Annotated in this window: 22 protein-coding genes and 1 tRNA gene; 13 read left to right on the top strand and 10 right to left on the bottom strand. The window is 50.0% G+C overall.

All coding sequences use genetic code 11. The features are described 5' to 3' along the window. Positions 1-77 precede the first annotated feature (77 nt). Both BS29_RS12305 and BS29_RS12310 read right to left on the bottom strand, forming a co-directional pair. Positions 78-509, bottom strand: a complete 432-nt coding sequence (locus tag BS29_RS12305; RefSeq protein WP_229953931.1) for an NUDIX hydrolase — start codon at positions 507-509, stop codon at positions 78-80. Next, positions 509-1,519, bottom strand: coding sequence for an NAD(P)H-quinone oxidoreductase (locus BS29_RS12310; protein ID WP_229953932.1), 1,011 nt, complete (start codon positions 1,517-1,519; stop codon positions 509-511). The genes BS29_RS12305 and BS29_RS12310 overlap by 1 nt, the downstream gene beginning before the upstream one ends. A gap of 130 nt (positions 1,520-1,649) precedes the next feature. On the opposite strand from BS29_RS12310, the gene BS29_RS12315 reads away from it, so the two are divergent. From BS29_RS12315 to BS29_RS12345, 7 genes are all read left to right on the top strand, one after another. Beyond that, the gene (locus BS29_RS12315) at positions 1,650-1,850 is read left to right on the top strand and encodes a DUF1192 domain-containing protein (protein WP_229956868.1); all 201 of its coding nucleotides are present in this window, start codon (positions 1,650-1,652) and stop codon (positions 1,848-1,850) included. A gap of 261 nt (positions 1,851-2,111) precedes the next feature. After that, positions 2,112-4,436, top strand: a complete 2,325-nt coding sequence (clpA, locus tag BS29_RS12320) for an ATP-dependent Clp protease ATP-binding subunit ClpA (protein ID WP_229953933.1) — start codon at positions 2,112-2,114, stop codon at positions 4,434-4,436. A gap of 132 nt (positions 4,437-4,568) precedes the next feature. After that, the gene (locus BS29_RS12325) at positions 4,569-5,294 is read left to right on the top strand and encodes a DUF1428 domain-containing protein (protein ID WP_229953934.1); all 726 of its coding nucleotides are present in this window, start codon (positions 4,569-4,571) and stop codon (positions 5,292-5,294) included. 90 nt (positions 5,295-5,384) lie between these two features. Continuing rightward, a complete protein-coding gene (locus BS29_RS12330) occupies positions 5,385-5,756 on the top strand; it encodes a VOC family protein (protein WP_229953935.1) in 372 nt (123 codons plus the stop codon). Positions 5,757-5,758: 2 nt separating this feature from the next. Further along, entirely contained in the window at positions 5,759-6,451 is a 693-nt protein-coding gene (locus BS29_RS12335) for a helix-turn-helix transcriptional regulator (protein WP_229953936.1), read from the top strand. 93 nt (positions 6,452-6,544) lie between these two features. Beyond that, positions 6,545-7,171 carry a glutathione S-transferase family protein gene (locus BS29_RS12340; protein WP_229953937.1) on the top strand — a complete coding sequence of 209 codons (627 nt, stop codon included), beginning with the start codon at positions 6,545-6,547 and terminating at the stop codon, positions 7,169-7,171. A 164-nt stretch (positions 7,172-7,335) separates the two neighbouring features. After that, positions 7,336-7,785 (top strand): hypothetical protein, encoded by a 450-nt coding sequence (locus BS29_RS12345; protein ID WP_229953938.1) that lies wholly within the window; start codon positions 7,336-7,338, stop codon positions 7,783-7,785. A 117-nt stretch (positions 7,786-7,902) separates the two neighbouring features. Here the strand turns inward: BS29_RS12345 and BS29_RS12350 are convergent, their stop codons facing one another. The 4 genes from BS29_RS12350 to BS29_RS12365 all read right to left on the bottom strand — a co-directional run bounded on the left by BS29_RS12350 (position 7,903) and on the right by BS29_RS12365 (position 10,877). Next, positions 7,903-8,613: a hypothetical protein gene (locus tag BS29_RS12350; RefSeq protein ID WP_229953939.1), complete on the bottom strand. Its 711-nt coding sequence runs from the start codon at positions 8,611-8,613 to the stop codon at positions 7,903-7,905. A gap of 150 nt (positions 8,614-8,763) precedes the next feature. Then, complete coding sequence (locus BS29_RS12355; RefSeq protein WP_229953940.1) at positions 8,764-9,471, bottom strand: Bax inhibitor-1/YccA family protein; 708 nt, start codon at positions 9,469-9,471, stop codon at positions 8,764-8,766. Between the two features lie 282 nt (positions 9,472-9,753). Further along, a complete protein-coding gene (locus tag BS29_RS12360; protein ID WP_229953941.1) occupies positions 9,754-10,212 on the bottom strand; it encodes a low molecular weight protein-tyrosine-phosphatase in 459 nt (152 codons plus the stop codon). Between the two features lie 83 nt (positions 10,213-10,295). Then, positions 10,296-10,877: a superoxide dismutase family protein gene (locus BS29_RS12365; protein ID WP_229953942.1), complete on the bottom strand. Its 582-nt coding sequence runs from the start codon at positions 10,875-10,877 to the stop codon at positions 10,296-10,298. Between the two features lie 98 nt (positions 10,878-10,975). Here BS29_RS12365 and folK point away from each other — a divergent pair, with 98 nt between their 5' ends. Then, positions 10,976-11,461, top strand: a complete 486-nt coding sequence (folK, locus tag BS29_RS12370) for a 2-amino-4-hydroxy-6-hydroxymethyldihydropteridine diphosphokinase (protein ID WP_229953943.1) — start codon at positions 10,976-10,978, stop codon at positions 11,459-11,461. 86 nt (positions 11,462-11,547) lie between these two features. Then, positions 11,548-11,623, top strand: a tRNA-Lys gene (locus BS29_RS12375). Positions 11,624-11,771: 148 nt separating this feature from the next. Here BS29_RS12375 and BS29_RS12380 read toward each other — a convergent pair. The 4 genes from BS29_RS12380 to BS29_RS12395 form a co-directional block, all read right to left on the bottom strand. Continuing rightward, the gene (locus BS29_RS12380) at positions 11,772-14,609 is read right to left on the bottom strand and encodes a M16 family metallopeptidase (protein ID WP_229953944.1); all 2,838 of its coding nucleotides are present in this window, start codon (positions 14,607-14,609) and stop codon (positions 11,772-11,774) included. 298 nt (positions 14,610-14,907) lie between these two features. Beyond that, complete coding sequence (locus BS29_RS12385; protein ID WP_229953945.1) at positions 14,908-18,492, bottom strand: TonB-dependent receptor; 3,585 nt, start codon at positions 18,490-18,492, stop codon at positions 14,908-14,910. 177 nt (positions 18,493-18,669) lie between these two features. After that, positions 18,670-19,740, bottom strand: a complete 1,071-nt coding sequence (locus BS29_RS12390) for a FecR family protein (protein WP_229953946.1) — start codon at positions 19,738-19,740, stop codon at positions 18,670-18,672. Next, positions 19,737-20,315, bottom strand: a complete 579-nt coding sequence (locus BS29_RS12395) for an RNA polymerase sigma factor (RefSeq protein WP_229953947.1) — start codon at positions 20,313-20,315, stop codon at positions 19,737-19,739. The genes BS29_RS12390 and BS29_RS12395 overlap by 4 nt, the downstream gene beginning before the upstream one ends. Before the next feature lie 168 nt (positions 20,316-20,483). On the opposite strand from BS29_RS12395, the gene BS29_RS12400 reads away from it, so the two are divergent. From BS29_RS12400 to BS29_RS12415, 4 genes are all read left to right on the top strand, one after another. Continuing rightward, positions 20,484-22,508: an NADPH-dependent 2,4-dienoyl-CoA reductase gene (locus BS29_RS12400; RefSeq protein ID WP_229953948.1), complete on the top strand. Its 2,025-nt coding sequence runs from the start codon at positions 20,484-20,486 to the stop codon at positions 22,506-22,508. Positions 22,509-22,705: 197 nt separating this feature from the next. Next, a complete protein-coding gene (gene cysD / locus BS29_RS12405; RefSeq protein WP_229953949.1) occupies positions 22,706-23,602 on the top strand; it encodes a sulfate adenylyltransferase subunit CysD in 897 nt (298 codons plus the stop codon). Continuing rightward, positions 23,602-25,542 (top strand): sulfate adenylyltransferase subunit CysN, encoded by a 1,941-nt coding sequence (gene cysN, locus BS29_RS12410; RefSeq protein ID WP_229953950.1) that lies wholly within the window; start codon positions 23,602-23,604, stop codon positions 25,540-25,542. The genes cysD and cysN overlap by 1 nt, the downstream gene beginning before the upstream one ends. Beyond that, a complete protein-coding gene (locus BS29_RS12415) occupies positions 25,539-26,276 on the top strand; it encodes a 3'(2'),5'-bisphosphate nucleotidase CysQ (protein ID WP_229953951.1) in 738 nt (245 codons plus the stop codon). Before cysN ends, BS29_RS12415 begins: the two co-directional genes overlap by 4 nt. Positions 26,277-26,282 lie beyond the last annotated feature (6 nt).

A 26,282-nucleotide genomic window follows, 5' to 3' on the forward strand; every position in this document is an offset into this window, starting at 1 on the left:
TGGAAACGGCCTATAACCTGTATTTGTGACAGGATGATTCCCGTTTTGTGAACCTTTGTTTACAGCTGGACGCAAATTCAGCGGCCTCGCGCAAGATAATCGCTTAGACGTTCCTGCAAATGCGGAACGGCTTCATCACTATCCAAAAATTCCATAACCTCCATCAACTGCCAATGCTGCCCCTCATCACCAAAGGCGATTGTAGCGACTTGATCCCGTGAAACATGGCCAACGAAGAACAATGCCCGCCTGCTGCTCGCACCTCGCCAATTTTCATAATGCTCGACATAATGGAGCGCAGCGACATCCAAACTGATGCCGAATTCTTCATAGGTTTCTCGAACCACGCAATCAGCGCCACTTTCTCCGTTCTCGCGGCCTCCGCCAGGCAAATCCCACATATTCGGAAAAGGGATGTCTGTTTCATTGTCACGGCGATAGACAAGCAATTGATCTTCGACAAATAGCGCCACTTTTGCACCATGAAAGTCGATCTCATCGTCCATCATTAGCTCACGGTCAGAACAATCTTCCCGATATGATCGCCAGATTCCATATGCGCATGCGCTTTGGCAGCGTCAGCAAGTGGAAAACTCTCGTCCATTACTGGTTTAAGTTTACCCGCCTCAATATCCGGCCAAACATAGCGATGCAGCTCATCCGCAAGCAAAGCCTTCCGATCATTTGATTGCGGGCGCAGTGTCGAACCCGTCAATGTCAGACGTTTCATCATGACTTGCGCCATATTTAGCGTCGCCTGTATTCCACCTTGCACGGCGATTGTAACGTGGCGACCATCTTCTTTAAGACAGTTCAGGTTGCGCGCTACATAGTCACCGGCAACCATATCCAAGACGACTTCAATGCCTTGTCCATCGGTAATTTTCTTTATTTCTTCAACGAAATCCTGTGTTTTATAATTGATTGCATGATCGGCACCGATGGTCTTGGCTGCCGTGCATTTTTGGTCTGAACCGCAAGTAACAATCACATTCAGGCCGAAAAGCTTGCCCAGCATGATCGCCATAGTCCCAATGCCGCTGGTACCGCCATGAACCAGTACGGTCTCGTCTTCCCGCGCAAAGCCTCGATTGAACAGGTTGCTCCATACCGTGAACAAGGTCTCAGGAAGCGCAGCCGCCTCTTCCATGGTCAGACTCTCTGGAACAGGAAGACATTGCCCGGCTGGTGCAACACAATATTCCGCATAGCCACCGCCATTGGTAAGCGCGCATATCTTGCGCCCCGTCCACTCTGGCTCCACACCTTCTCCTGTTGCAACTACAGTCCCAGACACTTCCAAGCCAGGCAATGGCGACGCTCCTGGTGGCGCGGGATACAGACCCATGCGCTGGACCACATCCGGCCGGTTTACACCAGCTGCGGCTACTTTGATTAAAACCTCACCAGCAGCGGGTTTCGGCACTGGCATTGTTTCGGGCTTCAAAACATCTGGCCCGCCCGGTTCGCTGATGGCTATAGCAGTCATTTCAGACTGTAGTGTTTCAGATACTGTCATCCCATCCCCCAAAACGCCGTACAATCAACATCACAAAGGCATTTGTTTTCCTATCTCTTCTTATTGACAGTAAACCCTCACCGGTCAACATTAGCCCGCGCTATTGGCCGAAAAAGATAGGATGGAATCCATGAATGATGACGATGATCTTCCCCGCAGTGCAAATGATCCGCTAGCCCAATTGATAAAACAGGATTTGGATCCGTTTTCGGTTGATGAACTCGATAAACGCATTTCAGTATTGAAAAATGAAATAAGCCGCTGTGAAGCAAAGAAAAGCTTCGCTGTGTCGCATCGCGCCAGCGCCGAAAGCCTGTTTAAAAAATCGTAAAAACCGCAATTCAAGTAAGGATTTGTTAACCCTGTATCTTAATATTCGCGTTTAATTCGATCCAACTTGAGCCGTTTAGGAGGAAGAAGAAAGAAAGCATGAAACCTTAGCTCACAGCTTATGGTTCTTGGCGCATAGCCCTTGATGTTTTTTGGGTTGCGCATAGATTAAGGAGGAAGCCGAATAGTTAAGGTCTGAGTAACATCGAAACCAATAGCCCGGCCATCGGGACAATCTTTAGTCCCATCAAGGAGTAAGTATATGCCGTCATTCGCTGAATCATTGGAAAAGACCCTTCATCAGGCGTTGAAAAACGCCGCTGACCGGTCTCATGAATATGCGACTCTGGAACATCTGCTGCTCGCATTGATAGATGATGGTGATGCTTCCCAGGTTATGAACGCTTGCGGTGTTGATTTAGGTGAATTGGAAGATGCGGTTGTACTCTACCTCGACAGCGAACTGGATTCGTTAAAAGTCGAAAAATCCATCGATCCTTCGCCCACATCAGGTTTCCAGCGTGTGGTTCAGCGCGCAATTTTGCATGTTCAATCCTCCGGAAAAGACGAAGTAACCGGTGCCAATGTGTTGGTTGCCCTCTTTTCTGAGCGCGAGAGCTATGCCGTTTATTTCCTTCAGCAGCAGGATATGAGCCGCCTCGATGCCGTTAGTTATATCAGCCATGGTGTTGGCAAGGGCGGGCAATCGGTTGATCCAGCTGAACTGTCCGGCGCTGAAGAAAACGAAGACAAGAAGGACGGCAAGAGTAAGAAAGAAACCGCGCTTGATCAGTTTACAGTCAATCTCAATCAGAAGGCCAAAGACGGACGCATTGATCCGTTAATCGGTCGTCAGGCCGAGGTAGACCGTACGGTGCAGATCCTTTGCCGCCGGTCCAAAAATAATCCCCTTTATGTTGGTGAACCAGGTGTTGGTAAAACCGCTATTGCTGAAGGCTTGGCCCTTCGGATCGTGGAAGAAAGCGTTCCTGACGTATTGAAGCCTGCGATCATCTATTCGCTTGATATGGGGTCTCTGCTTGCAGGAACGCGCTATCGCGGTGACTTTGAAGAACGGCTGAAACAGGTTGTTGCCGAGCTTGAAAAAATGCCGGATGCGATCTTGTTTATTGACGAGATCCACACGGTCATCGGTGCCGGCGCGACCAGCGGCGGCGCAATGGATGCATCGAATTTGCTGAAGCCTGCTCTGTCAGGGGGCATCATCCGGTGCATCGGTTCAACCACCTACAAAGAATTCCGCAATCATTTTGAAAAGGATCGCGCCTTGCTGCGTCGATTCCAAAAAATTGATGTCAACGAACCCAGCGTTGAGGATACGATCAAGATTCTTGCTGGCCTGCGCGGAGCCTTTGAGGAGCATCATAAGGTACGCTATGCACCTGATGCCCTGAAGTCTGCAGTGGAACTCTCAACCCGTTACATCAACGATCGCAAACTGCCGGACAAGGCGATCGACGTTATCGATGAGGTTGGCGCGATGCAGATGTTGTTGCCGCCTTCCCGCCGCAAGAAAATGATCACGACCAAGGATATTGAAGCGGTTATCGCGACGATGGCGCGCATCCCGCCCAAATCCGTATCGAAAGATGACAAGAAGACGCTCGAAAATCTCGACAAGGATCTCAAGCGTGTTGTCTTTGGCCAGAATGCGGCGATTGAAAAGCTTTCGAGCGCGATCAAACTATCTCGTGCCGGCCTGCGTGAACCGAACAAGCCCATAGGCAATTATCTGTTCTCCGGGCCGACCGGTGTCGGTAAAACCGAGGTTGCGCGGCAATTGTCATCGATCATGGGCATTCCACTCAAACGTTTTGACATGTCCGAATATATGGAACGCCACAGCGTCTCTCGGCTGATCGGTGCCCCTCCAGGTTATGTCGGCTATGATCAGGGCGGATTGCTCACCGATGCTGTTGATCAGAACCCGCATTGTGTGTTGCTGCTCGACGAGATTGAAAAAGCCCATCCGGACCTTTTCAACATCCTGCTGCAGGTCATGGACAATGGTAAACTCACCGACCATCACGGCAAAACTGTCGATTTCCGCAATGTCATTTTGATCATGACCACCAATGCTGGTGCGTCCGACATGGCGAAAGAAGGTATCGGCTTCGGCAATGTATCCAAGGAAGATGCTGGCGATGAAGCGGTGAAGAAAATGTTCACCCCTGAATTCCGCAACCGTCTGGATGCCATTGTACCATTCGCTTATCTGCCGCCAGAGGTTGTGTCGCGGGTTGTCGAGAAATTCATTCTTGAACTTGAGCTGCAACTGGCTGATCAGAATGTTCACATCACGCTTGACGACGATGCGACCAAATGGCTGACCGAGCGAGGCTATGACAAGCTCTATGGTGCACGTCCAATGGGCCGTTTGATTCAAGAGAAAATCAAGCAGCCTTTGGCCGAGGAGCTTCTGTTCGGTAAGCTGATGAATGGCGGCGAAGTTAAGGTACATTTGAAGGACAATGAACTCGGTTTCGAGATCACGCCATCTGCGCCCTCGACAAAGAAAAAGAAGAAACCGGCACCAAAGAAAAAGACGCCAACCAAGAACAAGTAGTTTCACTTGAAAAGCAGACTCGCCGTCTGCTGCCCAAAAACAAAAAGCGGCGTGACTGGTCTCACGCCGCTTTTTTGTGCGCGCGTGATTAGAAAGCTCAAATTTGCTATATTCGGGATGAGGAGAGAGCAAATGGGTTATTTTCAAGGATTCATCATTCCGGTTCCCGAAGCCAATAAGGGAGCCTATCTAAAAATGGCGCAAGAGTCCGTGCCACTTTTTACTGACTATGGGGCCCAGCGGATTGTCGAGTGCTGGGGATCCGACCTTCCGCGAGGCAAACTTACCGACATGTACGGAGCGGTGAAGGCTGAAAAGGGCGAGAATATTGTCTTCTCGTGGATCGATTGGGGGACAAAGGAACGATATTTTAAGGCTCATCAGGACATGGGGAGTGATGAACGAATGGAGGAGCCCTCAGAAATGCCGTTTGACGGCATGCGGATGATCTATTCAGGCTTTGAAACAGTCGGTGAGAGCGGGACAAGCGGCCCGGCAGGCTATGTGCAAGGTTATGTTGCCCCTGTCCCCAAAGAAAAGCGCGAAGCCTTTGCCGACATGTGCAAGACGATGCGTGATATAGCAATTGACAATGGCGCAATACACGCCGCCGATGGCTGGGCAGCGGGAATAAAAAGTGGCGAGGCCACCGATTTCAAGCAAGCGGTTCAGGCGAAGGCCGGTGAAGCTATCGCATTCGGCTATGCGGAATGGCCGTCCAAAGAGGCGTTTGAGAATGGTGCTGAAAAAATGCTTGAAGATACCCGTATGCCAGCCCCGGGTGCAGAAATGCCAATGGATGGAAAACGTTTAATCTATGGCGGATTTGAGATCCTTCTCGACACCGACAGTCAATAAAGGAAAAATAATTGGACCCTCCTGACAATATGCTGTCAGGAGGGCTATGGCATAGCGAACTTGTCCCCAACAAAGAAGAGGAGCAAGTTAATGACCGAAGTAAAAAATAACCGCCTTGTCTGGACCGAAATTCCCGTCAATGATCTGGAAAGAGCCTCCAGCTTTTATGAAACGTTGCTGGAAGCTCCGCTCACGAAGAATGAAGCAGGTCCGCAACCGATCATGATGCTGCCCTATGAAGGCGAAAACGCGTCATCTGGCCACCTGTACGAAGGAAAGCCGGCAACCGAAGGCGATGGAATTACTGCACATCTCGCGGTTGATGGCTATCTTGACGATGCTATGGAGCGCGTGAAGAAAGGCGGCGGCGAAGTCGTATCAGACGTGATACAAATTCCCGCCGGTTCCTTCTTCTATGCCAAGGATACCGAGGGCAATTCGCTCGGTATTTTCAAAAACTAGATATGCGCAGAGCCGACCGCCTCTTTCAGATTGTCCAATATCTGCGTGGCGGTCGGCTTGTCACTGCGGCCATGCTGGCCGAGCGCTTGGAGGTATCCGAACGCACCATCTATCGTGACATTGCCGATTTGCAATCGACAGGCGTTCCGATCGATGGTGAAGCCGGTATTGGCTATATCATGCGCAGCGGCTTTGATTTGCCGCCCTTGATGTTCACGCGGGAAGAAATTGTCGCTCTTGTCACTGGCGCTCGCATGGTGCGCGCATGGGGCGGTACCGCTATGAGAACCGCAGCAGAAGAGTCGTTGGTGAAAATCGAAACGGTATTGCCGGAAAAGGAACGTAACCGGGTCGGCGGCACCAAAATATTCGCTCCCGAAATGGGTATCGGTGAGCAAACCAGAGATGTGATTGATCTGTGTGAGGCCGCCATTGATGCCCGCGATATACTATCCTTTGATTATAATGATCAGGAAGGTGCGGCGACCAACCGTACTGTTCAACCACTGGGCCTATGGTTCTGGGGCAAGACATGGACTTTGGTTGCCTGGTGCGAACTACGCGATGACTTTCGCATGTTTCGTCTCGACCGCATGGAGAAACTGAGCAAGACCAGAAAGACCTTCACGCCCGCACCGGAACGCTCGCTGGCTGAAATTCTGCGTCAGATCGAAGGAAAATATGGAAAGCAATAGCGTCGGCGAAAGACGTCAGTTTAAATAAGTGCCAACTGCAAAACATCTATCAATTTGCTATGATTTCAATCCTCGACAATAAAGGAGCAGATAATGTCCCCAACTCCATCACCGCTCACTTTTTACACCAACCCCATGTCCCGTGGTCAAATCGCGCGATGGGCGCTACATGAGGCGGGGGCCGACTATGATCAGAAGATCATTGCATATGAAGGCGAAATGAAATCGGATGAATATCTCGCCATCAATCCGATGGGCAAGGTTCCTGCTATTGTACACAATGGCGGGACAGTGACAGAATGCGCGGCGATTTGTGCGTATCTGGCCGATAGTTTTCCGGAAGCCGGCCTCGCGCCTACAGCAGATGAGCGCGCGGACTACTACCGCTGGTTGTTTTTCGCGGCAGGGCCGATTGAACAGGCAGTATTGGATCGTAATTTCGGCCTGTCCCCTACAGAAGAGCAAGAGCGTACTGCAGGTTACGGTAGTTATGACCGTGCCATGGATGTTTTGGATCAGATGCTGCAATCCCGTGCTTATGTATGTGGCGATCGCTTCACCATGGCGGACGTCTATGTCGGCTCGCAAGTTGACTGGGGCCTGCAGTTTCAAAGTTTCCCGGAGCGTGACAGTTTCCAAGCTTATGCAGAGCGTTTGCGGACTCGCGACAAATATAAGGAAGCCAAGGCAATTGATGCCGCACTGATGCCAGAAAGCTAGGGTTACCGCGACAGAAGAAACTACTCCGCCTATCAAAAATCAATTATTGAGCAATTTTCTCGATAAAAAAACAGGCGCCCTGTAACCATATTCGGTACAGCCGCGAAACCTCCTATGAATGCAGCAAGCAAACGCATGTTGCAACAGATAGGAAGGACGAAGTCATGAAAAATTCGTTTATCGCCGCCGCTGCTGCCATTGTTAGCATTACCGCAACGCCCGCATTTGCAGACTCCGCCATCGACACACAAAGCATGGTAGAGATCGCAACTCCCCAAAAGCAGCAGGCTGTTAATCTACCGATTAGCAAATTTGATCTCGCTGGCGTCGCAAACCAACAGGACCATAGTTTCATGGCGACCATGACCAACACATTTGAGCCTGGTTACCGCGTCAAAAATGAAGGTGCGTCTCCGACTGAACAATCCAGTATCGGAATTGCCAACCTATTCGTTCCACAAGAGTTTTCTTATCGCTCAACAGCACAAGATAGCGGCGTGGATGCAGTCACCCCCGGACGTTTTCTTTCCAGCTCGATCCGGTCGGACTTTTTGTCTGATGCAGGACCAGCAGCTTTTGACAAAAGCTCCGTGGGCGTTCGCTTCGGCTTTTAACTTCTTCCTCCTTCTTTCAGCGCTCTTTCCTCATCTCTCTGAGCCTGAAAGATAAAGGCCAGATGGTTTACCCCATCTGGCCTTATTTTTATCTGCACGATTTATGATTGCGGGAGACTAATTTTCTTTAGTCAGTCCCGTTGTGTTGATCGTTTCATCAGCTGCGTCACGAGCCTGTTCCGGCGCATATTGAAGGCGCCAAGCATCAAGATCGCGCTCATATTCTTCATAGGCAAGATAGAAATCATTGAAGGGTTTTTCCAATTCAGCCAGCGCCTGCGCGCCAAAATCCTTCATGCCATCTTCTTTTGTGATAATCGCCCGTTGACTTACTTGAACTGCCTGATCGCAAAAAGGACGACGCAACGGCGAGAATGACCAGTAATTATAGAGGCTGGTCTGATGACGATCATGCGCCTGTTTATAGCCGCTGCCCTGCTCTCGACGAAACTTGCTTATGATCGCGCTGTTAGCATTGCGAAGATATTTTTTGTTGTTGCCGATAAACGCGTTGTAATCGCTTACGAGGCGCGCATATTGCGGTCCAGTACAGCTTAGCGCCGCTACATTTAAAGCAGCGCGAACATGCCATAGTGTTTCCAGTGGACCCAGATCACGGTTGATGGTCTGACGCAGGCCGTCCGCGCGCAAAGGCGGGACAATGGTATTGGCACTCGCTCCAAAGGGAGTTGTGGGAGCACGCGGCGTATATTGGGGTTGTTGCACCGCGGGTGACGCCACGGGAGCAGGAGCGGTCTGACACGCTGCGAGAACAGAAACAGCCGCTGTGGCAACCAAAAGGCGTAGATTTTTAAAACCCTGTATCACTTTACTCTCCCCTATAAACTGTCGCGTTTCCTATGCCGGGCGTTTAGGATTGTCCAGCATTAGCAACGGGAAAACGACCAACCGCCAAAAGAAAAAGCCCAGCAGTTTCCCGCTGGGCTTTGTTCTAAATCAAAACATATGAACCAAAGCTTATTCTTGGCTGCCCATAAAGCTCAGCAAGAACTGGAACATGTTGATGAAGTCCAGATAGAGGTTCAGTGCACTCATGATCACCACTTTGCCAACCATGTCGGTGCCAGCAACATAAGCATACATGCTCTTGATCCGCTGGGTGTCATAGGCAGTCAGACCTGCAAAGATCAGAACACCAATGGCGCTGATCACGAAATGGAACATCGTGGATTGCAGGAAGATGTTAATCACCATTGCAACGATCAGACCAATAACGCCCATGATCAGGAAACTGCCCCAGCCAGACAGATCTTTCTTGGTTGTGTAACCAAAGAGGCTCAGCCCTAAGAAAGCAGCTGCGGTTGCGAAGAAGGTCTGCGCAATTGATGCGCCCGTAAAGACGAGAAAAATTGTCGACATAGAAAGGCCCATGAGGGTTGCAAAGCCCCAGAACATGGCCTGAAGCGTGAATGTCGAAAATTTATTCTGGCCAAAGCTCATGGCAAAAACAATGGCCAATGGCGACAACATAATCACCCATTTCAGCGGACCACCACCAAACATGATTTCGGCCGCCATGCCAGAGCTGGCAAAAAGCATAGCTACTATACCGGTCAACAACACGCCGCTGGCCATATAGTTGTAAACTTTAAGCATGTACGAACGCAATCCAGCGTCATAAGCGACATCGGATTGTGGCGCAGTTCCAACGGGTGCGCGCGACATTGTCGTTCTAGGGTCAGGCCATGCCATAATATTCAAACTCCTCGGTTTATTCAGCCGCTTAATACAAAAATGCGACGCTATCTCACCCAATATCGGTTGATTGTGTGAATTTTTCAAGAAAAACCGAAGATCGAACCTGCAAAATCAATAAGCACCAGCGATAGACACCATCAATCGATATTCGAATTTCTGCCAAGAAATGAAAATATGGGCATCAAATATGCCGCAAATCGCTCTCTATGAATATGATCTATCGCTGGTGCTTAGTGAGTGGCAGCGGGCTCAAGTCAATTTATCGATAAGCGCCTTTGCGCCAGCCACTGCATCGGCCCAGGTTGTATCAAATGCCTCATCACTCTCATAATAAGGATCAATGACGCCTTCTCCTTCTCGCCCTTCAACATGGTCTAGAAATAGTGACAACACGGCCACGCTATCTGCTGGCTGAATGGCCTGTAAGCGGCTTAGATTATCGCCATCAAGCGCGATGATATAATCGAAATTCCGAAAATCAGAGGCTCGGACCGGGCGTGCACGCAGGTGGTCAATGGGAGCGCCATTTTTTGCAGCTACAGCCTGCGCTCGGTCATCCGGCGGTCGACCTTCGTGCCAGTCATGCGTACCAGCCGAGTCAATAATCATACTTTTGTGCGCCAACCCACATTGTTGGCGCAGTGCAGCCTCCGCCAAAGGTGACCGGCAAATATTGCCCATACAAACAAAAAGAACTGAAATAGCCATACGACCCCCCGATAGCTAATTTTATAAGGTATTTTTATTGGAGATATATGATCGCCCTCACACGATCCAACATTGAATGGAAGTTATCGTGTCGGCTCAAATTTTTGAAGTTCGAAAACACCGCATGCTATCCGGCCACCACTTTCTCCCGATGGATCAGTCTTCATATCATCTGGACCGGCATGAACAATAAATGCTGCGCCATCTGCATCGATTAGCGCATTGGAGCCCTCTTTCAAGCTAGCACCATCTATTGTAGCCTCAGCCGAACCGAAGCCATCATCACCAATAACCAGATTTAGCAAGTCACCCATATGTGCACCTTGCGGATTGTCGAACCCATGCTGTCGGTTGGTGGGATTCCAGTGCCCACCCGCCGATTTGAAGTCCGGCCCTTCACATTTCCCTGTCTCGTGAATATGCACGCCGCGTGGCCCAGGTCCCAGCCCGCGAGCATCTATCCGGACGATTAATCCACCATCGCCCTCACCAATAATGACTTCGCCATATTGCGCTTGATCAGCCCCCATCAAAGTCGCTCGTGCAATGCTTTCTGCCGGTGCTAGCCCAGATTCCGAGCCGCCACCGCTACACGCCCCAAGCGCCAGGCTTAATCCCGCAAGCAATAACACTGCGTTACCTGGTTTTCGGTGGATAATGCTCATTACATATTTCCTCAGTTTGTCTTCAGCCGGTTCCATGGTAGCAGCGCTTCAGTCGCCTTGAAACTATTTATGCGAAAGCATTTATCTATCGGAGCCTGATGCCAGAAAGCCGTTATCTGATCGCCTTGGGCTCCAATCAGCGCCATATCCGCTATGGTTTGCCACGCGCGGTACTTAAAGCGGCAATGGCTGAACTGGATGCCAATGCAATCACGGTTCTCAGAAGATCGTCGATAATAGAATCACGGCCAATCGGACCGTCAAATCGGCAATATGCCAATGCCGCGATTCTGGTCGAAACCCAGCATGATCCCAAAAGCTTGTTGAACGCATTAAAGTCTATCGAATCAGCGTTTGGTTCAAGGCGCGGAGTTCGATGGTCCCGGCGGGTTCTTGATCTTGATATTATCTTGTGGGGCGGAGGCTCCTTTTACAGTCATGTTCCGGCCCTCACCATACCCCATGTTGAGATGCAAAAACGACCGTTCGTCCTCCGCCCAGCCGCTGAAATTGCGGCTGATTGGAGCGATCCTGTTACCGGCCTGACAATCAGGCAACTGGCTTACCGAATTGGCAAAACTTAAAAACCTCACAAAAGCGCTCAAAGCCGCTTGACCAGAACGCCAAGCCCCACTAGGGAGGCGCTTCGCAGCAGCAATTGCGCAGTTGTGGGCCCTTAGCTCAGTCGGTAGAGCAACTGACTTTTAATCAGTAGGTCGCTGGTTCGAACCCAGCAGGGCTCACCACCATTTTCAATATTTGGCAAACGAGCAGGGTGAACCGGTCCTGCACATATCGCATAGTTAGACCCAGTCTGAAGGTCGGTCGATTGGCCGTATGAGCACATCGGCATCTCCGCCCTTTATTCTAATATGAAGTACCTTGTTGCGCTGTCTAAGGATTCGAGTCCATTGCCTGCACAATATCGACAGCACCATTCCTGTCCATTGCAGGGAGGATATAGGCGGCGACGGCATCTTCGCTGGTAAAAACCTGTGATGCGAGAGCTTTTATGTCTTCAACCGTCATGGTTTCCAAAACCATCTTGCGCACCCGATGTCGGGCTATTCCATGACCCTCTGTCTGAGCATCGCCCAGAACTGACAACCAATAGCTGTTATTCTCCAATGTGCTGTCAATATCGTCGATAATCGGCTTGACCGCCCGCCCAAAAATATCCTGATCGATGGTCCCCGTCGCAAGATCTTTACCAACGGCCAGAACGGCTTGCCGGATATCTTCTGCTTTTTCCGGGGCGGCGGTAACGCTGGCGAATATATATCCATAGCCTTCAAACAGATCGTTCGCGAATATTCCGGCACCCGGTGAATAGGTTGCCCCCATTTCTTCACGCAAAACGCTTGTCAGGCGGTTTCTAAAGATGCTGCGCAAGACCTGCATCTTGAATATATTACTTGGATCGGAAGCATCTGGCGCCGGCCAATAGACACGCACAACCGCCTGATCCGGATTCCCTTGATGATAATATACAAACGGCTCAGCAGGCGCCTCTGGAAAATCCAGCATCTGCATTTCTGGATATGCATTCTTGCTATTGGCACGTTTGGGCAAAGCGCCGAATGTCCTGGCAGCCTCTGCAATGGCGGTTTCTCGATCAATGTCACCAACGATCGTAATTTCGATCAATCCATTCTCCAGTTGCGGACTAATCCAATCTCGAACTTCCTGAATTTGGGGAGACAGAAAAGCTTCCAGATCGGTATAACCATAGCGCGGATCACCAGAACGGATCATGCGCGGCAACACCTTCTCTGCCACTGTCATCGGGGTGGCATCATGGGTTGGATACCAGGCCTTCATTTTTTCCCAATAGCGTTTCGCGATTTCGTGCCGGTAGGCCGGCGCGACGACATGTGCCGTCATCAGATTCAATTGATCGGCCAGATCTTCCCGGCCAGTCCTGCCGATAACCTCCAAAGCATCATTGTCCGGACGCAGCCGCACTCTCGCCGCCACCCTTTTCCCTGCAAAAAGTGTTGCTAGATCGTCAGCACGATGTCCAACCACACCGCTGTCGCCGATCAGGTTTTCTGCAAGCCTCCGTAGCTCTTCACTTTTGCGAGGCATAGAGAGAAAGCCGCTACCGACTCGCACCCGAATACCGATCGTATCGGTGTCGAAGTCTGTCTGCTTGAAGTTCAGGCGCACATTATTGGTAAAGGTTATGCGATAAGCGTCAGCATCTGGAAGGTAGGATTCGCTGCTGACACTTCCTGCCGTTCCAAATTGTGTATAGCCAAATTCCTGAGCTTCCTTTTTTTCCGGCGCTGACAGCGCAATTTGACGAGAGGTTGAAAAAGCCGACCGGATTTCTTCTTCGGGGTTTTCCAATTTGGCGCTGGTTGCCAGATAAATAACGGGTTCATCGAAGCTCGCCCAACGCTCTCGAAACACACGCTCGATCTCCGCGAGAGAGATATTGGCCGCAAATTTTTCAAATATCGCAAGATTGTCTTCTGGCGAGGTGAACACGCGTTCCTGCGCAAAACTGTTCACCAGCTCATTGGCGTAGTTATATTCCGCGCGTGAATAGGTCTTGCGGGTCGATTTGCGATCCACAGCCGTCTCAAAACTCTTGCGCGCCCTAACCATTTGTTCGTCCAACTCGGCTTGGGAAAAGCCATAGGTCAAAATACTGCGGATCTCCTGATCACCAGCTGCAAGGGCCTTTTGCCAGTTTTCCGGACGACTGCGCAATCGCACGATCATACCATCAACGGTTTGTTCTGCTGTATAGCGGCTGACCGTTGCATCCAGAAAGTCGGCGTCTCCTGTCTCTGTTTTTCGCCACAAACGACGATTCAGCATTCGCATACCCAAAATACGTGAGAAGGTGTTTTTTCGCTCCGCAATTGTATCATCGCGTCGCTCATAAGGGCTTAAAGCACCCAAGGACACAAAAGTAAGAATCTCATCATTTTGATGATAGCCGATCTTGCCCGGAACAATTTCAGCTGATGGAGTTTTAGCATGGGCAAGCGCCGGCATGCTCGGTTTCCAATCGCTGAAATAGGCTTCGATTTTTTTGATCGCTTCGGCAGTATCTACATCGCCGATGAAAGCGATAAATGTATTTTCCGGACGGTAGTAACCGCGATAATATTTGACAAATTCCGAGCGGGGCATGGTGGCGATAGTTTCATCAATGCCAATGGGCAATCGGTCGACCAAACCACTACCCTGGGTCAGAAAGCCCATATTCGCAACGAGAGCCCGAAAGTTCACAGAATCTCGGCTGCGTTTTTCAGAGGCAATGACGCCACGCTCCCGTTCGATCGCATCTTTGTCCAACGTTAGATTTTCTGCCGTTTCGCGCATGAGGAAAAAAGCCTCATTCAAGATTTCTTCACCGACCGTTGGCAGGTTAAGCTTATAGGTTGTCTGACTAAACCCTGTGCTCGCATTGGTGTCTGCGCCAAAGGCCAGGCCATAGCGTTCCAAACGTTTGACCATCTCCCCTTCAGGCACATTTTTGGAACCGTTAAACGCCATATGTTCCAGGAAATGCGCGATACCGCGCTGTTCTTCGGTTTCGTTCAAGGACCCCGTCGCGATGCGCATCCTTAAAGCGGCCACACCGCTTGGGGTGCTGTTTTTCATGACTGCATAACGCAGCCCGTTAGCCAGTATTCCATAAACCACGCGAGTGTCCGGTTTTAGATCGCTTCGGTCATGCGCAAAGCCGCTTTTGCGACCTGCATCTTTGGCCAATGCCGGACTAGGCCCTAAGGTCAAAAAAACTGCAAGCAGCGCAGAAGGAAGTAGCAACCGGATATACTGTCGCATTGCAAATTCTCCAGAGAATCAGGGGGATTTATCTGATCTTGTTCAAAGCTATTACTATATAGGACGCGCTTCCAAACAAATTCCTCAATATATGGGGAAAATTATCTGCTACCCAAGCATCATCTATTACGGCGCGCGACAAGAGTTCATCAGTCGGTTCTGTCTCCTGAGGCCGATACGAGGTTTAGGGTGGGAACGATCGACCCCAGGAAACAGATGGGCTTTAGAAATTGGCACGGATACCCATTGTGACGGTGCGGCCGCCGTTAAATTGGAGGCTTTGAGGGAAGTTAAAGTCTGCACTGCCGATACCGAATTGTGAACTGGTAGTGGAGCGAATATCGGCTTCTTTGGAACCTTGCAGAAGATTGTCACCTTCTACAAACACAGTGAAAAGACCACCGAAGCGTTCAAAACTGTAAGAAAAACGAGCGTCCAATGTGCTGTACGATGGGATAACAGTGTTCAGATTGAACTCGTCAAAAGTCTGAGCAGTAGCATCCTGATGTGTAAAAATTACACGCCCCTGAAATCCATCACGCTCATAGTCCAGCGATAGATTGTAAACCCATCGCGCTTGATCACGCAGAGCCCGATCAAGACTGAGTTGAATGATATCGCCATTGTCATCGCGAGCCGAAACCAAAGTCGGGAAGTCACCATTAGTATAGGTCGCGTTGGCTAATATTCCGAAATCACTGAGGAATCCTGGTAGAAAATTCAACCGCCGAGTAACCTCGAACTCGGCTCCCCAAATGGTTCCTCCTTCACCATTTTCTGGCCGATTGACCAAGAATTCCGTATTCGGCTGTAACTCCAGAAACTCTGGCCGCGTATCTGCTAGAGGTGCAAATCTCTCACGAAACCGCTGTTCTACGTCTCCATTTTCAGCCGATGAAGACAGCACGTTTGTGAAATTGTTGCTGATCTTCTTATAAAATAGTGACGCGCGAACCAGTCCAGGTGTATCATCGAAATAGTAAGCGATATCGAAATCAACATTGTCGGTCGTTGATGGCTTCAAATTTGGATTGGCCTCCCGAATTGTTACGTTTGCAAAAGCCGGGCGCAAATCGACGCTAAAACTCCTCCCTCGGTTAAGGAGCCTGATATCTGGATGGACTGTAGAACGGAAGTAACCCAGTCTCGCCACGATATTGGAGTTGGGACGATATGTTGCAAGAAAGCTCGGCGTCCAAGTCTGCACAGTGCCTGCAGTGCTATCAACAAACACAAGACCGGCATCCACAAACGTCTCTCGTGGTTCTCTCCGGATACCCGGCAAATCCAATATCACCGTTGGTGAAGATATCTGCTGTCCGTCGCGTCTTTCGCGCTCATATCGAACGCCGGCTACCAAATCAAAGCGACCAAAGTTCACCTTCGCTTCTAGATAGCCTGCAATTTTCTCTTCAATGGTTTTGGTCGGCCGAAGGAAGCCAGCGCTATCTAATATCGGATCCACTGTCGTGAAGTCAGAAAAAGTGTAGCGCTCTTCATTGAACATAGTAGCCGGATCATCGGCCACAAAATCAGGCAGTTGGGCGAAAATACTCTTTGAGACATCCGATGTCAAAAACGGAACAAAAAAACCGTTTGCGCCAAGTCTACCAAAATCTTCGTTGCTAAAAGTTCCGGAATCAAACACTGATAATGGCGTTTCTCGGCCAATAATCCTCGAAAATCTTTGACTGAGAACTTGTCGTGGATCGGAAAATGTACCGACAGTTTCTCGAACGTTTCTATTATATTTTGATCCTATTTCAACATAGTCAATAAAGTCAGGAGCCGGAATATATCGCGCTTTCAATTCCGCGCTATACGACGTCGTCGGGTTATCAATTGGGTTCACAGTTGCGAAACGCACATCATATCTGGACGGATCTGAAATACGCGCCAATCCTTCGGCTGTAAGTGAAGGAACCGGGATACCATTGTCCGCAAAAAAGAAACCGCCTCCGACAACACGTGGCGTCTGTGCTGCATCATCATCAGGATTTACGAGGATCGTTGAAGGGTTGATCAAGTCGAAAATATCAGTCGAAGCGGTCTGAAGCAAAGCAATAGAACTATTATTGCCCTCTGCGCGCGATCGCGCATATCCAGCCTTGTAGAATATTTCAAAACGGCCAACATTTGTATCGCCGCGAAAGCTTATAGTGTCTGAAGTGAGCTTTTCGTCTCGCGCTGTAAAATTCTGCCGAGGCACGAGAGCCGTCAGCGTTTGGCGCTGTCTCACTTCTCCGCCAAGTTCAGGGATCGGCATCTCCCGACGAAAGGTTCTAAAACCAATCGCTGCCAATGCATTGCTGCTTTGGACGTCCCTGACGTTACGTTGCAAATCCAATCTCAACTTGGTGTGATCTGCAATGTCCCACGCAAAGTTTATCGAACCGACGATCGACTCTTCAGCCCGCTCTCGGCGAGTATAGGAAGAGCTCGTTATAAGCTGCTGGTTGACTTCTGGATCAAAGGGGAATTCAAAGCTTGCGGGAATGCGGGTTATGGTATTAAAACCTATTGGGAATACTGGCGGTATAATATCAACAATCGACACATCGTAGTTTGATCGATCGGTCTTGCGATACTGAATTGTCGCGGCGACACCAAAATTAGGTGTTATCTTCTTTGCGAGCGTCCCGTTGAATTGATATTCATCACCAAATCGACTTTTGAAGTTCCGCTCGCCTTCAGCGCTCAGATTTAGTGCAAAATCCCCGTAGTCGAGCCCTGATTTAGTTTCAATTTCAACCAGACCGCCCGACCCCGTTGATTCATGGCTTGGCAACAAAGATTTGTGAATAGTAACCTGCGAAATATTGTCGGCCAGAAATCCACTCAAGTCGATGGTGCGATCAAAACTGGTGCCCTGCAACTCCAGCCCGTTAAGCTGCACATTAATCGCTTCCGAACTAAACCCTCGAACGGTGATTCGCGACCCTTCACCCGTTTCATCATCGCGCCCAAAGGCCACGCCCGGTACGCGTCGCAAAGCCTCCGAAACAGTCTCAGCAGGAAAGCCACCCAACAGGTCAGACGAAACAACCGTCGCACTGTTGTCCGCATTTTTCTGCTTGTTCAGCGCTTGTTGGATGGAACTGCGATAACCGAAAACCACAATATCCTGATTGGCATCACCAATTTGCACATTGGCTTGCTGACGCGAGCCAGGGGATACTGACACTATCGCGGTCCTTGCTTGCTCGCCAAGATATTCCACACGAATGATCTGCTGTCCGCGCGGAACCGCTGGAAAATAATAATGACCGCGATCGTCGGTTATCGTTTCCAAGTTGGTTCCATCGACCCGCACCAATGCCCCTTTTAACGCAGCACCGGTGCTTCTGTTTACGACCGTTCCCGCGACAACACCTGTACTGCCGTCATCCGATGAACCATCATTTTGTGCAGCGGTAGAAATGGATGCGGCCTGCACTGCAGTCGGCGAAGCAACAGCAAATCTCGCAGCATTTCTCCGTTGAGACGTGTCGGCAATTCTAAGCGTAACAACATTCGGCTGGATTTCCCGAAAGGAAATGGAGGTTCCGCGAAGCAGCAACCGCAAAGCCTGGGTTGGGGTCAGTCGGCCATTGATCGCATTGGCCCTTTTATTTGCAATCATGCTGGGTGGATAGACGAGGTTCTTGCCGGTTTTCAGCGCGTAATCCTTCAATGCAGAAGATAGAGACTGGTCTGGCATGTTAAACGACATGGCCTGTTCCTGCGCATGCGCCGATCCGACGATAGCAATATTGGCGGCACCGGTGAGCATAGCTGCGTGGAGCAGCCTGAACGAACGAGATGGCATAATGATCCCCTGTCTTATCTTTCCCTGCTGGCCGTCAGTCATGCGCTGACTAGCCTCACGAAAAGTAAGACGCGCGAGTGCTCAACTCCCTCAAAAAATATTTCATGCTGAATGATAAATGCGCAGAAGCGAGGTTGGCTTTGGAGGAATAAAAGCAGTCTTTTCAGAAACTAAAGACTATTCTCTCCAAGTCAGAATAATATCATCCTCATCGGATTGCGCATTGTTTGCGACAGGAAAAGAGGCCTCCAGCGCCGCAGCAAAACTGTCAACTGACCCGACCTGAAAAATACCGCTTACCCGCATGTCCGATAAAGTCGCGTCACCAACCACCAGTTTGCGCGTGGAATAGCGATTCACTTCCTGAACAATCGCTCCAAGCGGTTCGTTATCGAAAATCAACCTGCCATCTTTCCAACTGGTCACAGCATCCGTGTTGATCATGCTAACTTTAAAAGGTTGATCGCCCAGCGCGACCAGCTGTTCGCCAGGCCGCAATTGTTTGGTGCCAACGGCGTTTGGATTGGCATCCTCGCGATCCTCATCGTCAACCGTCACAATCCCTTCGATAAGGGTCACACGTATTTCATCATCCGCACGTCGCACCGAAAAAGTCGTTCCGATAGCGGTTACGAGCTTACCATCGGCTTCCACAACAAAGGGGCGACTAGCGTCTTTCGCCACCTCGAATAGGGCTTCACCGCGAAGCAAAATAACATCACGCCTCTCATTACTGAAGTTAATCTGGATCAAGCTATCCGTGTTGAGTTCGACCACCGACCCATCTGGCAAATTTACGGTCGACCTTTGGCCAATAGCCGTTTTGTAAATGGGCGATGCCTGAGGTTCCGCCTGCGCCAGTTGATCAACAGGATCGATGTTCCCAGACCCGTTCCCAAACTGGAATGGATTAAAGATGACCACGGAGATCGCCAACACCAATAGAGACGCAGCAATCGCACCATATTTCAGCCAACCATTATTATTGGCTGCGGCCGGCATAGCCAACGCACTCTGGCGCATGGCAAGAATATCGTCATCAACCGCACTGTCCTGCATTGCTGTCCATACTTCTTCCTGCAATGCATATGCTTCGGCATGGCGTGGGGATTCCTCCAGCCAGGCTTTGAAGCGTTTTTGGTCACTTCTGCCAGCATTATCGGCCCGTAACCGAGCAAACCAATGTGCCGCCTGCTCTTCGACACTGTTACTCGTATCGAATGCGTTCTTGGATCGCGCATCTTTCATTCTGACGACCCCAAACGCTGTGTAAGATGTTTGATGGCAACCATCATATGCTTTTCAACTGAACTCATTGACATACCCAATTGTTGCGCAATCTCGCGATATTTAAACTCCTCAAACCTGTGCAACAGGAAAACTGTCCGTGTGCGTTCAGGCAATTCGTTTAATGCGTTTTTCAGCGCCACTAGTTTCTCTTTACCTAACAAGACGCGTTCGGGTGAGATTTCCTCAAAAGCATTTTCATTTTGATCAGATAGTTGTTTGGTAAAAGCACGCTTAGTCGCTTCACGGCGTGCCTTATCGCGCAACAGGTTTGCGGCAATCTGGAAAATGAAGGCTTCGGGACGTTCCAGATCAGTATTATCTGAGCGGGAAGTCAGACGAAAGAAAACGTCCTGAACCAGATCTTCGACCTCATTTTGATTGTAGACTCTTTTTCGAAAATATTTTTCCAAAGGAATCTGAAATTGATCAAAAAGGTCTTTGAGGTCTTTATGTGACGACCTGCCCTCAGATCCATCATCACCTGCGCGAAACCTGCCCGTTTTCCGGGGTTCAGTATGCTTTTTCGATGCCAATGCAGTCCCGATCGAATCCAGATATATCTGCTTAATTAGCAAAGGGCTCGCCCGATTTGTCAACGTGACCAAAAAAATATGGCCTGCTATGTCAAATTTTGCCCAAACTCTCTAAGCCTAACAGATACGATAATAGGACCATGGAGAAATGCCATTATACCTCCTCAAATGAAATATCCTCGACTACTCGCACCACTAGATCTTGGCTTCACCACGATAAAAAATCGCTCGATCATGGGTTCCATGCACACGGGCCTGGAGGAAACCGAAGGCGGGTTTGAACGTATGGCGGCTTATTTCGCCGAACGCGCAGCCAATAATATCGGCATGATCATCACAGGTGGGATCGCGCCAAATGAGGAATCGTCAAGCGGCGGTGCCATGATGTCGAGTGACGAAGAAGCGGAAAAGCACCGAATGGTGACAAGCGCGGTTCATAACGCCGATCCAGATGTCAAAATCTGCATGCAAATTCTTCATCCCGGGCCATTGGCATACACTCCCAATGCTGTTGCTCCATCGGCGGTAAAATCTCGGATCGCGCCATTTGTTCCGAATGAGCTGGATAAGGCCGGGATCAACAAACAAATTGATGACCATGTCCGCTGCGCCGTGATGGCAAAGCAAGCAGGTTATGACGGTGTCGAGATTATCGGATCCGCTGGTTATCTAATATCGACCTTCCTGGTTCAAAAAACCAATTTACGCGAAGATGAATATGGCGGTTCTTACGAGAACCGTATGCGCTTTGCTCTGGAAATCGTGGAACAAACCCGCGCTGCTGTTGGTGAAGATTTTATCCTTATTTTCCGCATCGCGGCAATGGACATGCTGGAAGGTGGCATGAGTTGGGACGAAATTGTCACGCTTGGAAAAGCGCTTGAAAAAGCGGGCGTCACGATCATTTCCACTCATTTCACTTGGCATGAAAGTGCCGTCCCCACCATTGCAACAATGGTACCACGTGCCGCCTTTACATCCGTTACCGGCCGGCTGCGCAAAGAGGTCAATGTTCCGGTCATCACATCCAACAGGATCAATATGCCGGATATTGCGGAACAAGTTTTGGAGCGCGGTGATGCCGATCTTGTCTCCATGGCTCGTCCGCTGCTCGCAGACAGTGCCTTCATGCGCAAGGCCGTTGAAGGCCGTGAGGATGAGATCAACACATGTATCGCCTGCAACCAGGCATGTCTTGATCACACATTTTCCGGAAAACTGACATCCTGCTTAGTCAATCCGCGGGCTTGTCACGAAACACTGTTAAACTACCTGCCGGCAGAACAGGCGAAGAAAATCGCTGTGGTTGGCGGCGGTCCGGCTGGCCTCGCCTATGCAACTATTGCTGCCGAACGCGGCCATGCGGTGACGTTGTTCGAAGCATCCTCGGAAATTGGTGGTCAATTTAATCTAGCAAAAACGATTCCTGGCAAAGAAGAATTTTATGAAACCGTTCGCTATTTCAATCGCATGATTGAGGTTCATGGGATCGATCTGCGGCTTAACACTCCGGCCACGGCTGCGTCCTTAAAAGCAGAAGATTTTGATGACATCATAATTGCCACTGGTATCAAACCGCGAACGCCAGATATCGAAGGTATCGACCATCCCAAGGTGGCCAGCTATATTGATGTTATCACCGGCAAAAAAACGGTCGGCAAGAAAGTCGCCATTATTGGCGCTGGCGGCATTGGTTTCGACGTTTGTGAGCTAATCAGCCATTCAGGACCATCAGGCGCAGTGGACCGCGATGTCTTTGCTGCAGAATGGGGTGTGGATTTTGAAAATCATCCACGAGGCGGCGTAACAGGTGTTGAACCAAAAGTTGCCAAAGCAGACCGCGAAATCACCTTGCTTCAGCGCAAGGAAAGCCGCGTTGGCGCAGGGCTCGGAAAAACAACAGGATGGACGCATCGCATTACGCTCGCGCGCCGCGGCGTGAACATGGTGAACGGCGTTGAATATGTCAAAATTGACGATGACGGATTGCATATCCTGCAAAACGGACAACCGGAAGTTATGGAAGCCGACACCATTATCATCTGCGCCGGGCAAGATCCGCTGCGTGACACATATGATGCGCTGATAGCCGAAGGATTAAAACCGGAATTGGTTGGCGGCGCATATGAGGCCAAGGAACTGGACGCCAAAGCGGCAATCAACCAAGCGAGTCATATGGCCGCCGTTGTGTAACCTGTACTCCCAGTCCTGACGACGGCTTTTACCGGTATTATTGGCCAACCAGCGCGCCAATAAACAAGCAATGTTTATCCATAATTAGAAAATCTTGCCAGCCTTTGCGCTCCGACTTCGCTATGTATATGTCTCTTGATTGTTGCCTTTGGCCTTATCGGCTTTTGAAAGGGACATGTAATGAAAGCAAACGCGCAATGAGCCTCACCCATCTCCAACGTCTCGAATCTGAAGCCATTCACATCATGCGTGAAGTTGCATCGGAGGCTGAGAAACCTGTCATGCTCTATTCTGTAGGCAAAGATAGCGCGGTGATGCTGCATCTGGCCAAAAAAGCCTTTTTTCCATCTCCCCCACCCTTTCCGCTTCTCCATGTAGATACCACTTGGAAATTCCAGGAAATGTACAAGCTACGAGAAAAATCAGCCAAAGACGCCGGCATGGAACTGCTCGTCCACCAAAATCCTGAAGCGAAGGACAAGGGCATCAATCCATTCGATCATGGTTCCTTGCATACTGATATGTGGAAAACCGAAGGGCTGAAACAGGCATTGGACCTCCATGGCTTTGACGCTGCCTTTGGCGGTGCACGACGAGACGAAGAAAAAAGCCGAGCGAAAGAACGGATTTTCTCCTTCCGATCGGCCAATCACCGCTGGGATCCCAAAAACCAACGACCAGAGCTTTGGAAAGTTTACAACACGCGCAAAGCCAAAGGCGAGACTATTCGTGTCTTTCCTCTGTCCAACTGGACGGAACTTGATATCTGGCAATATATCCATCTCGAGAATATCGAGATTGTTCCTCTCTATTTCTCGGCGCCGCGCCCGACTGTGGAGCGCGATGGAATGTTGCTCATGGTTGATGACGAACGCTTCCGTTTTGAAGATGGCGAAGAGCCAGTGGAGCGTTCCATCCGTTTCCGTACACTTGGCTGTTATCCGCTGACCGGCGCGGTTGAAAGTGAGGCAACCACCCTCCCCCAGATCATTCAGGAAATGTTGTTGACCACAACATCGGAACGGCAAGGGCGCGCCATTGATCACGATCAGGCCGCATCGATGGAGAAAAAGAAACAGGAGGGGTATTTCTGATGACTCATTCCGAAAATATCAGTTCTGAAACTATTTACGAAACCGATGCCCTCATTGCCGAGGATATCGATGCTTATCTAGAAGCGCATCAGCATAAGACGATGCTGCGTTTCATTACCTGTGGTTCAGTGGATGATGGCAAGTCCACGCTAATTGGTAGACTTCTTTACGATTCCAAGATGATCTTTGAAGATCAATTGGCGACATTGGAAGCCGACAGCAAAAAAGTTGGCACACAGGGCCAGGATATCGACTTCGCGCTTCTTGTTGACGGTCTGGCGGCGGAACGCGAACAAGGCATAACAATTGACGTTGCCTATCGTTTCTTTGCGACCGAAAAGCGCAAATTCATTGTCGCGGACACTCCGGGTCACGAACAATATACGCGCAACATGGTCACGGGCGCCTCTACAGCAGACCTGGCTGTCATCCTTATCGACGCCCGGCAGGGCATTTTAACCCAGACGCGCCGGCATAGTTATTTGGCCCATTTGATTGGCATCAAGCATCTGGTCGTCGCTGTGAACAAGATGGATTTGGTTGGATATGACCAATCCGTCTATGATCAAATCATCGCCGACTATTCCGCTTTTGCGGAGGAGATCGGAATCGAGGCATTCACACCTATTCCAATTTCTGGTCTGGCCGGAGATAATATCACCAGCAAATCAGACAATAGCTCCTGGTATGATGGCCCTACTTTGGTCGAGCATCTGGAAAATGTCGAAGTGATGGTAACAACCAACCAGACGCGGCCGCTGCGCATGGCTGTCCAGTGGGTCAATCGACCCAATCTCGATTTCCGCGGGTTCAGCGGGCAAATTGCAAGCGGGACCGTAAAACCAGGTGACCCGGTTCGTATATTGCCCTCTGGCAAAACCACGACCGTCAAACGTATCGTAACCATGGACGGCGATCTTGAAGAAGCGGTTGCAGGACAGTCAGTCACTTTGACTTTTGCAGATGAGATTGATTGCTCTCGCGGTGACGTCATTGCAGCCGTTGATGCACCACCTCAGGTTGCTGATCAGTTTGAGGCCACCATTGTATGGATGGACGAAGCGGAACTGTTACCCGGTCGCAGCTATTGGATGAAGATCGGCACGCAGCTGGTCAGCACAACTGTTCAGCCGCCGAAATATCAGGTTAACGTCAATAATATGGAGCAGCTTGCTGCAAAGACGCTGGAGCTGAATGCCATTGGTGTAGCAGAAATTGCAACAGATCACCCCATTATCTTTGAACCTTATGCTGATAGCCGTGATCTTGGTGGCTTCATCCTGATTGACAAGATCAGCAACGCAACTGTTGCAGCCGGAATGCTACACTTTTGTTTGCGGCGATCACAAAATGTCCATTGGCAGGATGTCGATATTGACCGGGCTGCCCATGCCTTGCAAAAACGGCAGGAACCCCGTGTCGTCTGGTTTACGGGGCTGTCGGGATCAGGCAAATCGACCATTGCCAACATGGTTGAAAAACGACTTCATGCGCTTGGAAAGCACAGCTTCCTGCTGGACGGCGATAATGTTCGGCACGGCCTGAACAAGGATTTGGGATTTACGGATGCTGATCGTGTAGAAAATATCCGCCGCATTGGCGAGGTGGCAAAGCTCATGGCCGATGCTGGCTTGATTGTTCTCACAGCCTTTATTTCTCCCTTCAGAGCGGAACGACAGCTCGTCCGGTCGATGTTGCCGGATGACGAATTTATCGAAATATTCGTAGATACACCTTTATCGGTAGCAGAAGAACGTGATGTTAAAGGGCTTTATAAGAAGGCGCGCGCCGGAGAACTCAAAAACTTCACAGGGATCGACAGCGACTATGAAATTCCGGAAAATGCCGAGATTAGGATCGATACCACTAAGATGAGCCCTGAAGAAGCCGCTGAAATTATCGTGGACAAAATAGTCGGTAGTTGGTCCTATACGATATGACAGATGCTGAATTGGCTGCGAAACTGGCAGAAGACGCCGGTGCATTGCTATTGGAATTGAGAAACTCATCAGATTTGACCGGCAAAAACCTTGGTGACGCCGGTGACCACAAGGCAAATACTATGCTGATAGCGGCTCTTCGCGAGCATCGCCCCGACGACGGTATCCTTTCTGAAGAAAGCCAAGAAACGAATGCTCGATTGAGCAAGAACCGTGTCTGGATCATTGATCCGGTGGATGGTACTCGCGAGTATAGCGAGGGTCGCAGCGACTGGGCTGTGCATGTCGCGCTGGCCATAGACGGCAAGGCTGCAATTGGAGCGGTCGCATTGCCGAGCTTAAATATGACGCTGCGCAGTGATGTGACGACTGCCTCTCCCACGCGAAGCGACAAGCTGCGTATGGTCGTGAGCCGATCGCGGCCAGCCAAAGAAGCGGTCGCTGTGGCAGAAATATTGGACGCAGAACTAATCCCAATGGGCTCTGCCGGCGCAAAGGCGATGGCAGTTGTGCGGGGAGAAGCCGATATTTATCTTCATTCTGGCGGCCAATATGAATGGGATAACTGCGCCCCAGTCGCAGTTGCTCAAGCATATGGTTTGCATTGTTCTCGCATTGATGGAGAGCCGCTCACCTACAATCAGAGCGACACATATCTACCCGATCTATTAATCTGCCACAAAGAAGATGCCAGTCACATTTTGGATTTGGTCAACGGCATTAACGACCAATAAAAATTG

It is taken from the genome of Parasphingorhabdus litoris DSM 22379 (assembly GCF_020906275.1).
GTDB classification, from domain to species: Bacteria; Pseudomonadota; Alphaproteobacteria; order Sphingomonadales; family Sphingomonadaceae; genus Parasphingorhabdus; species Parasphingorhabdus litoris.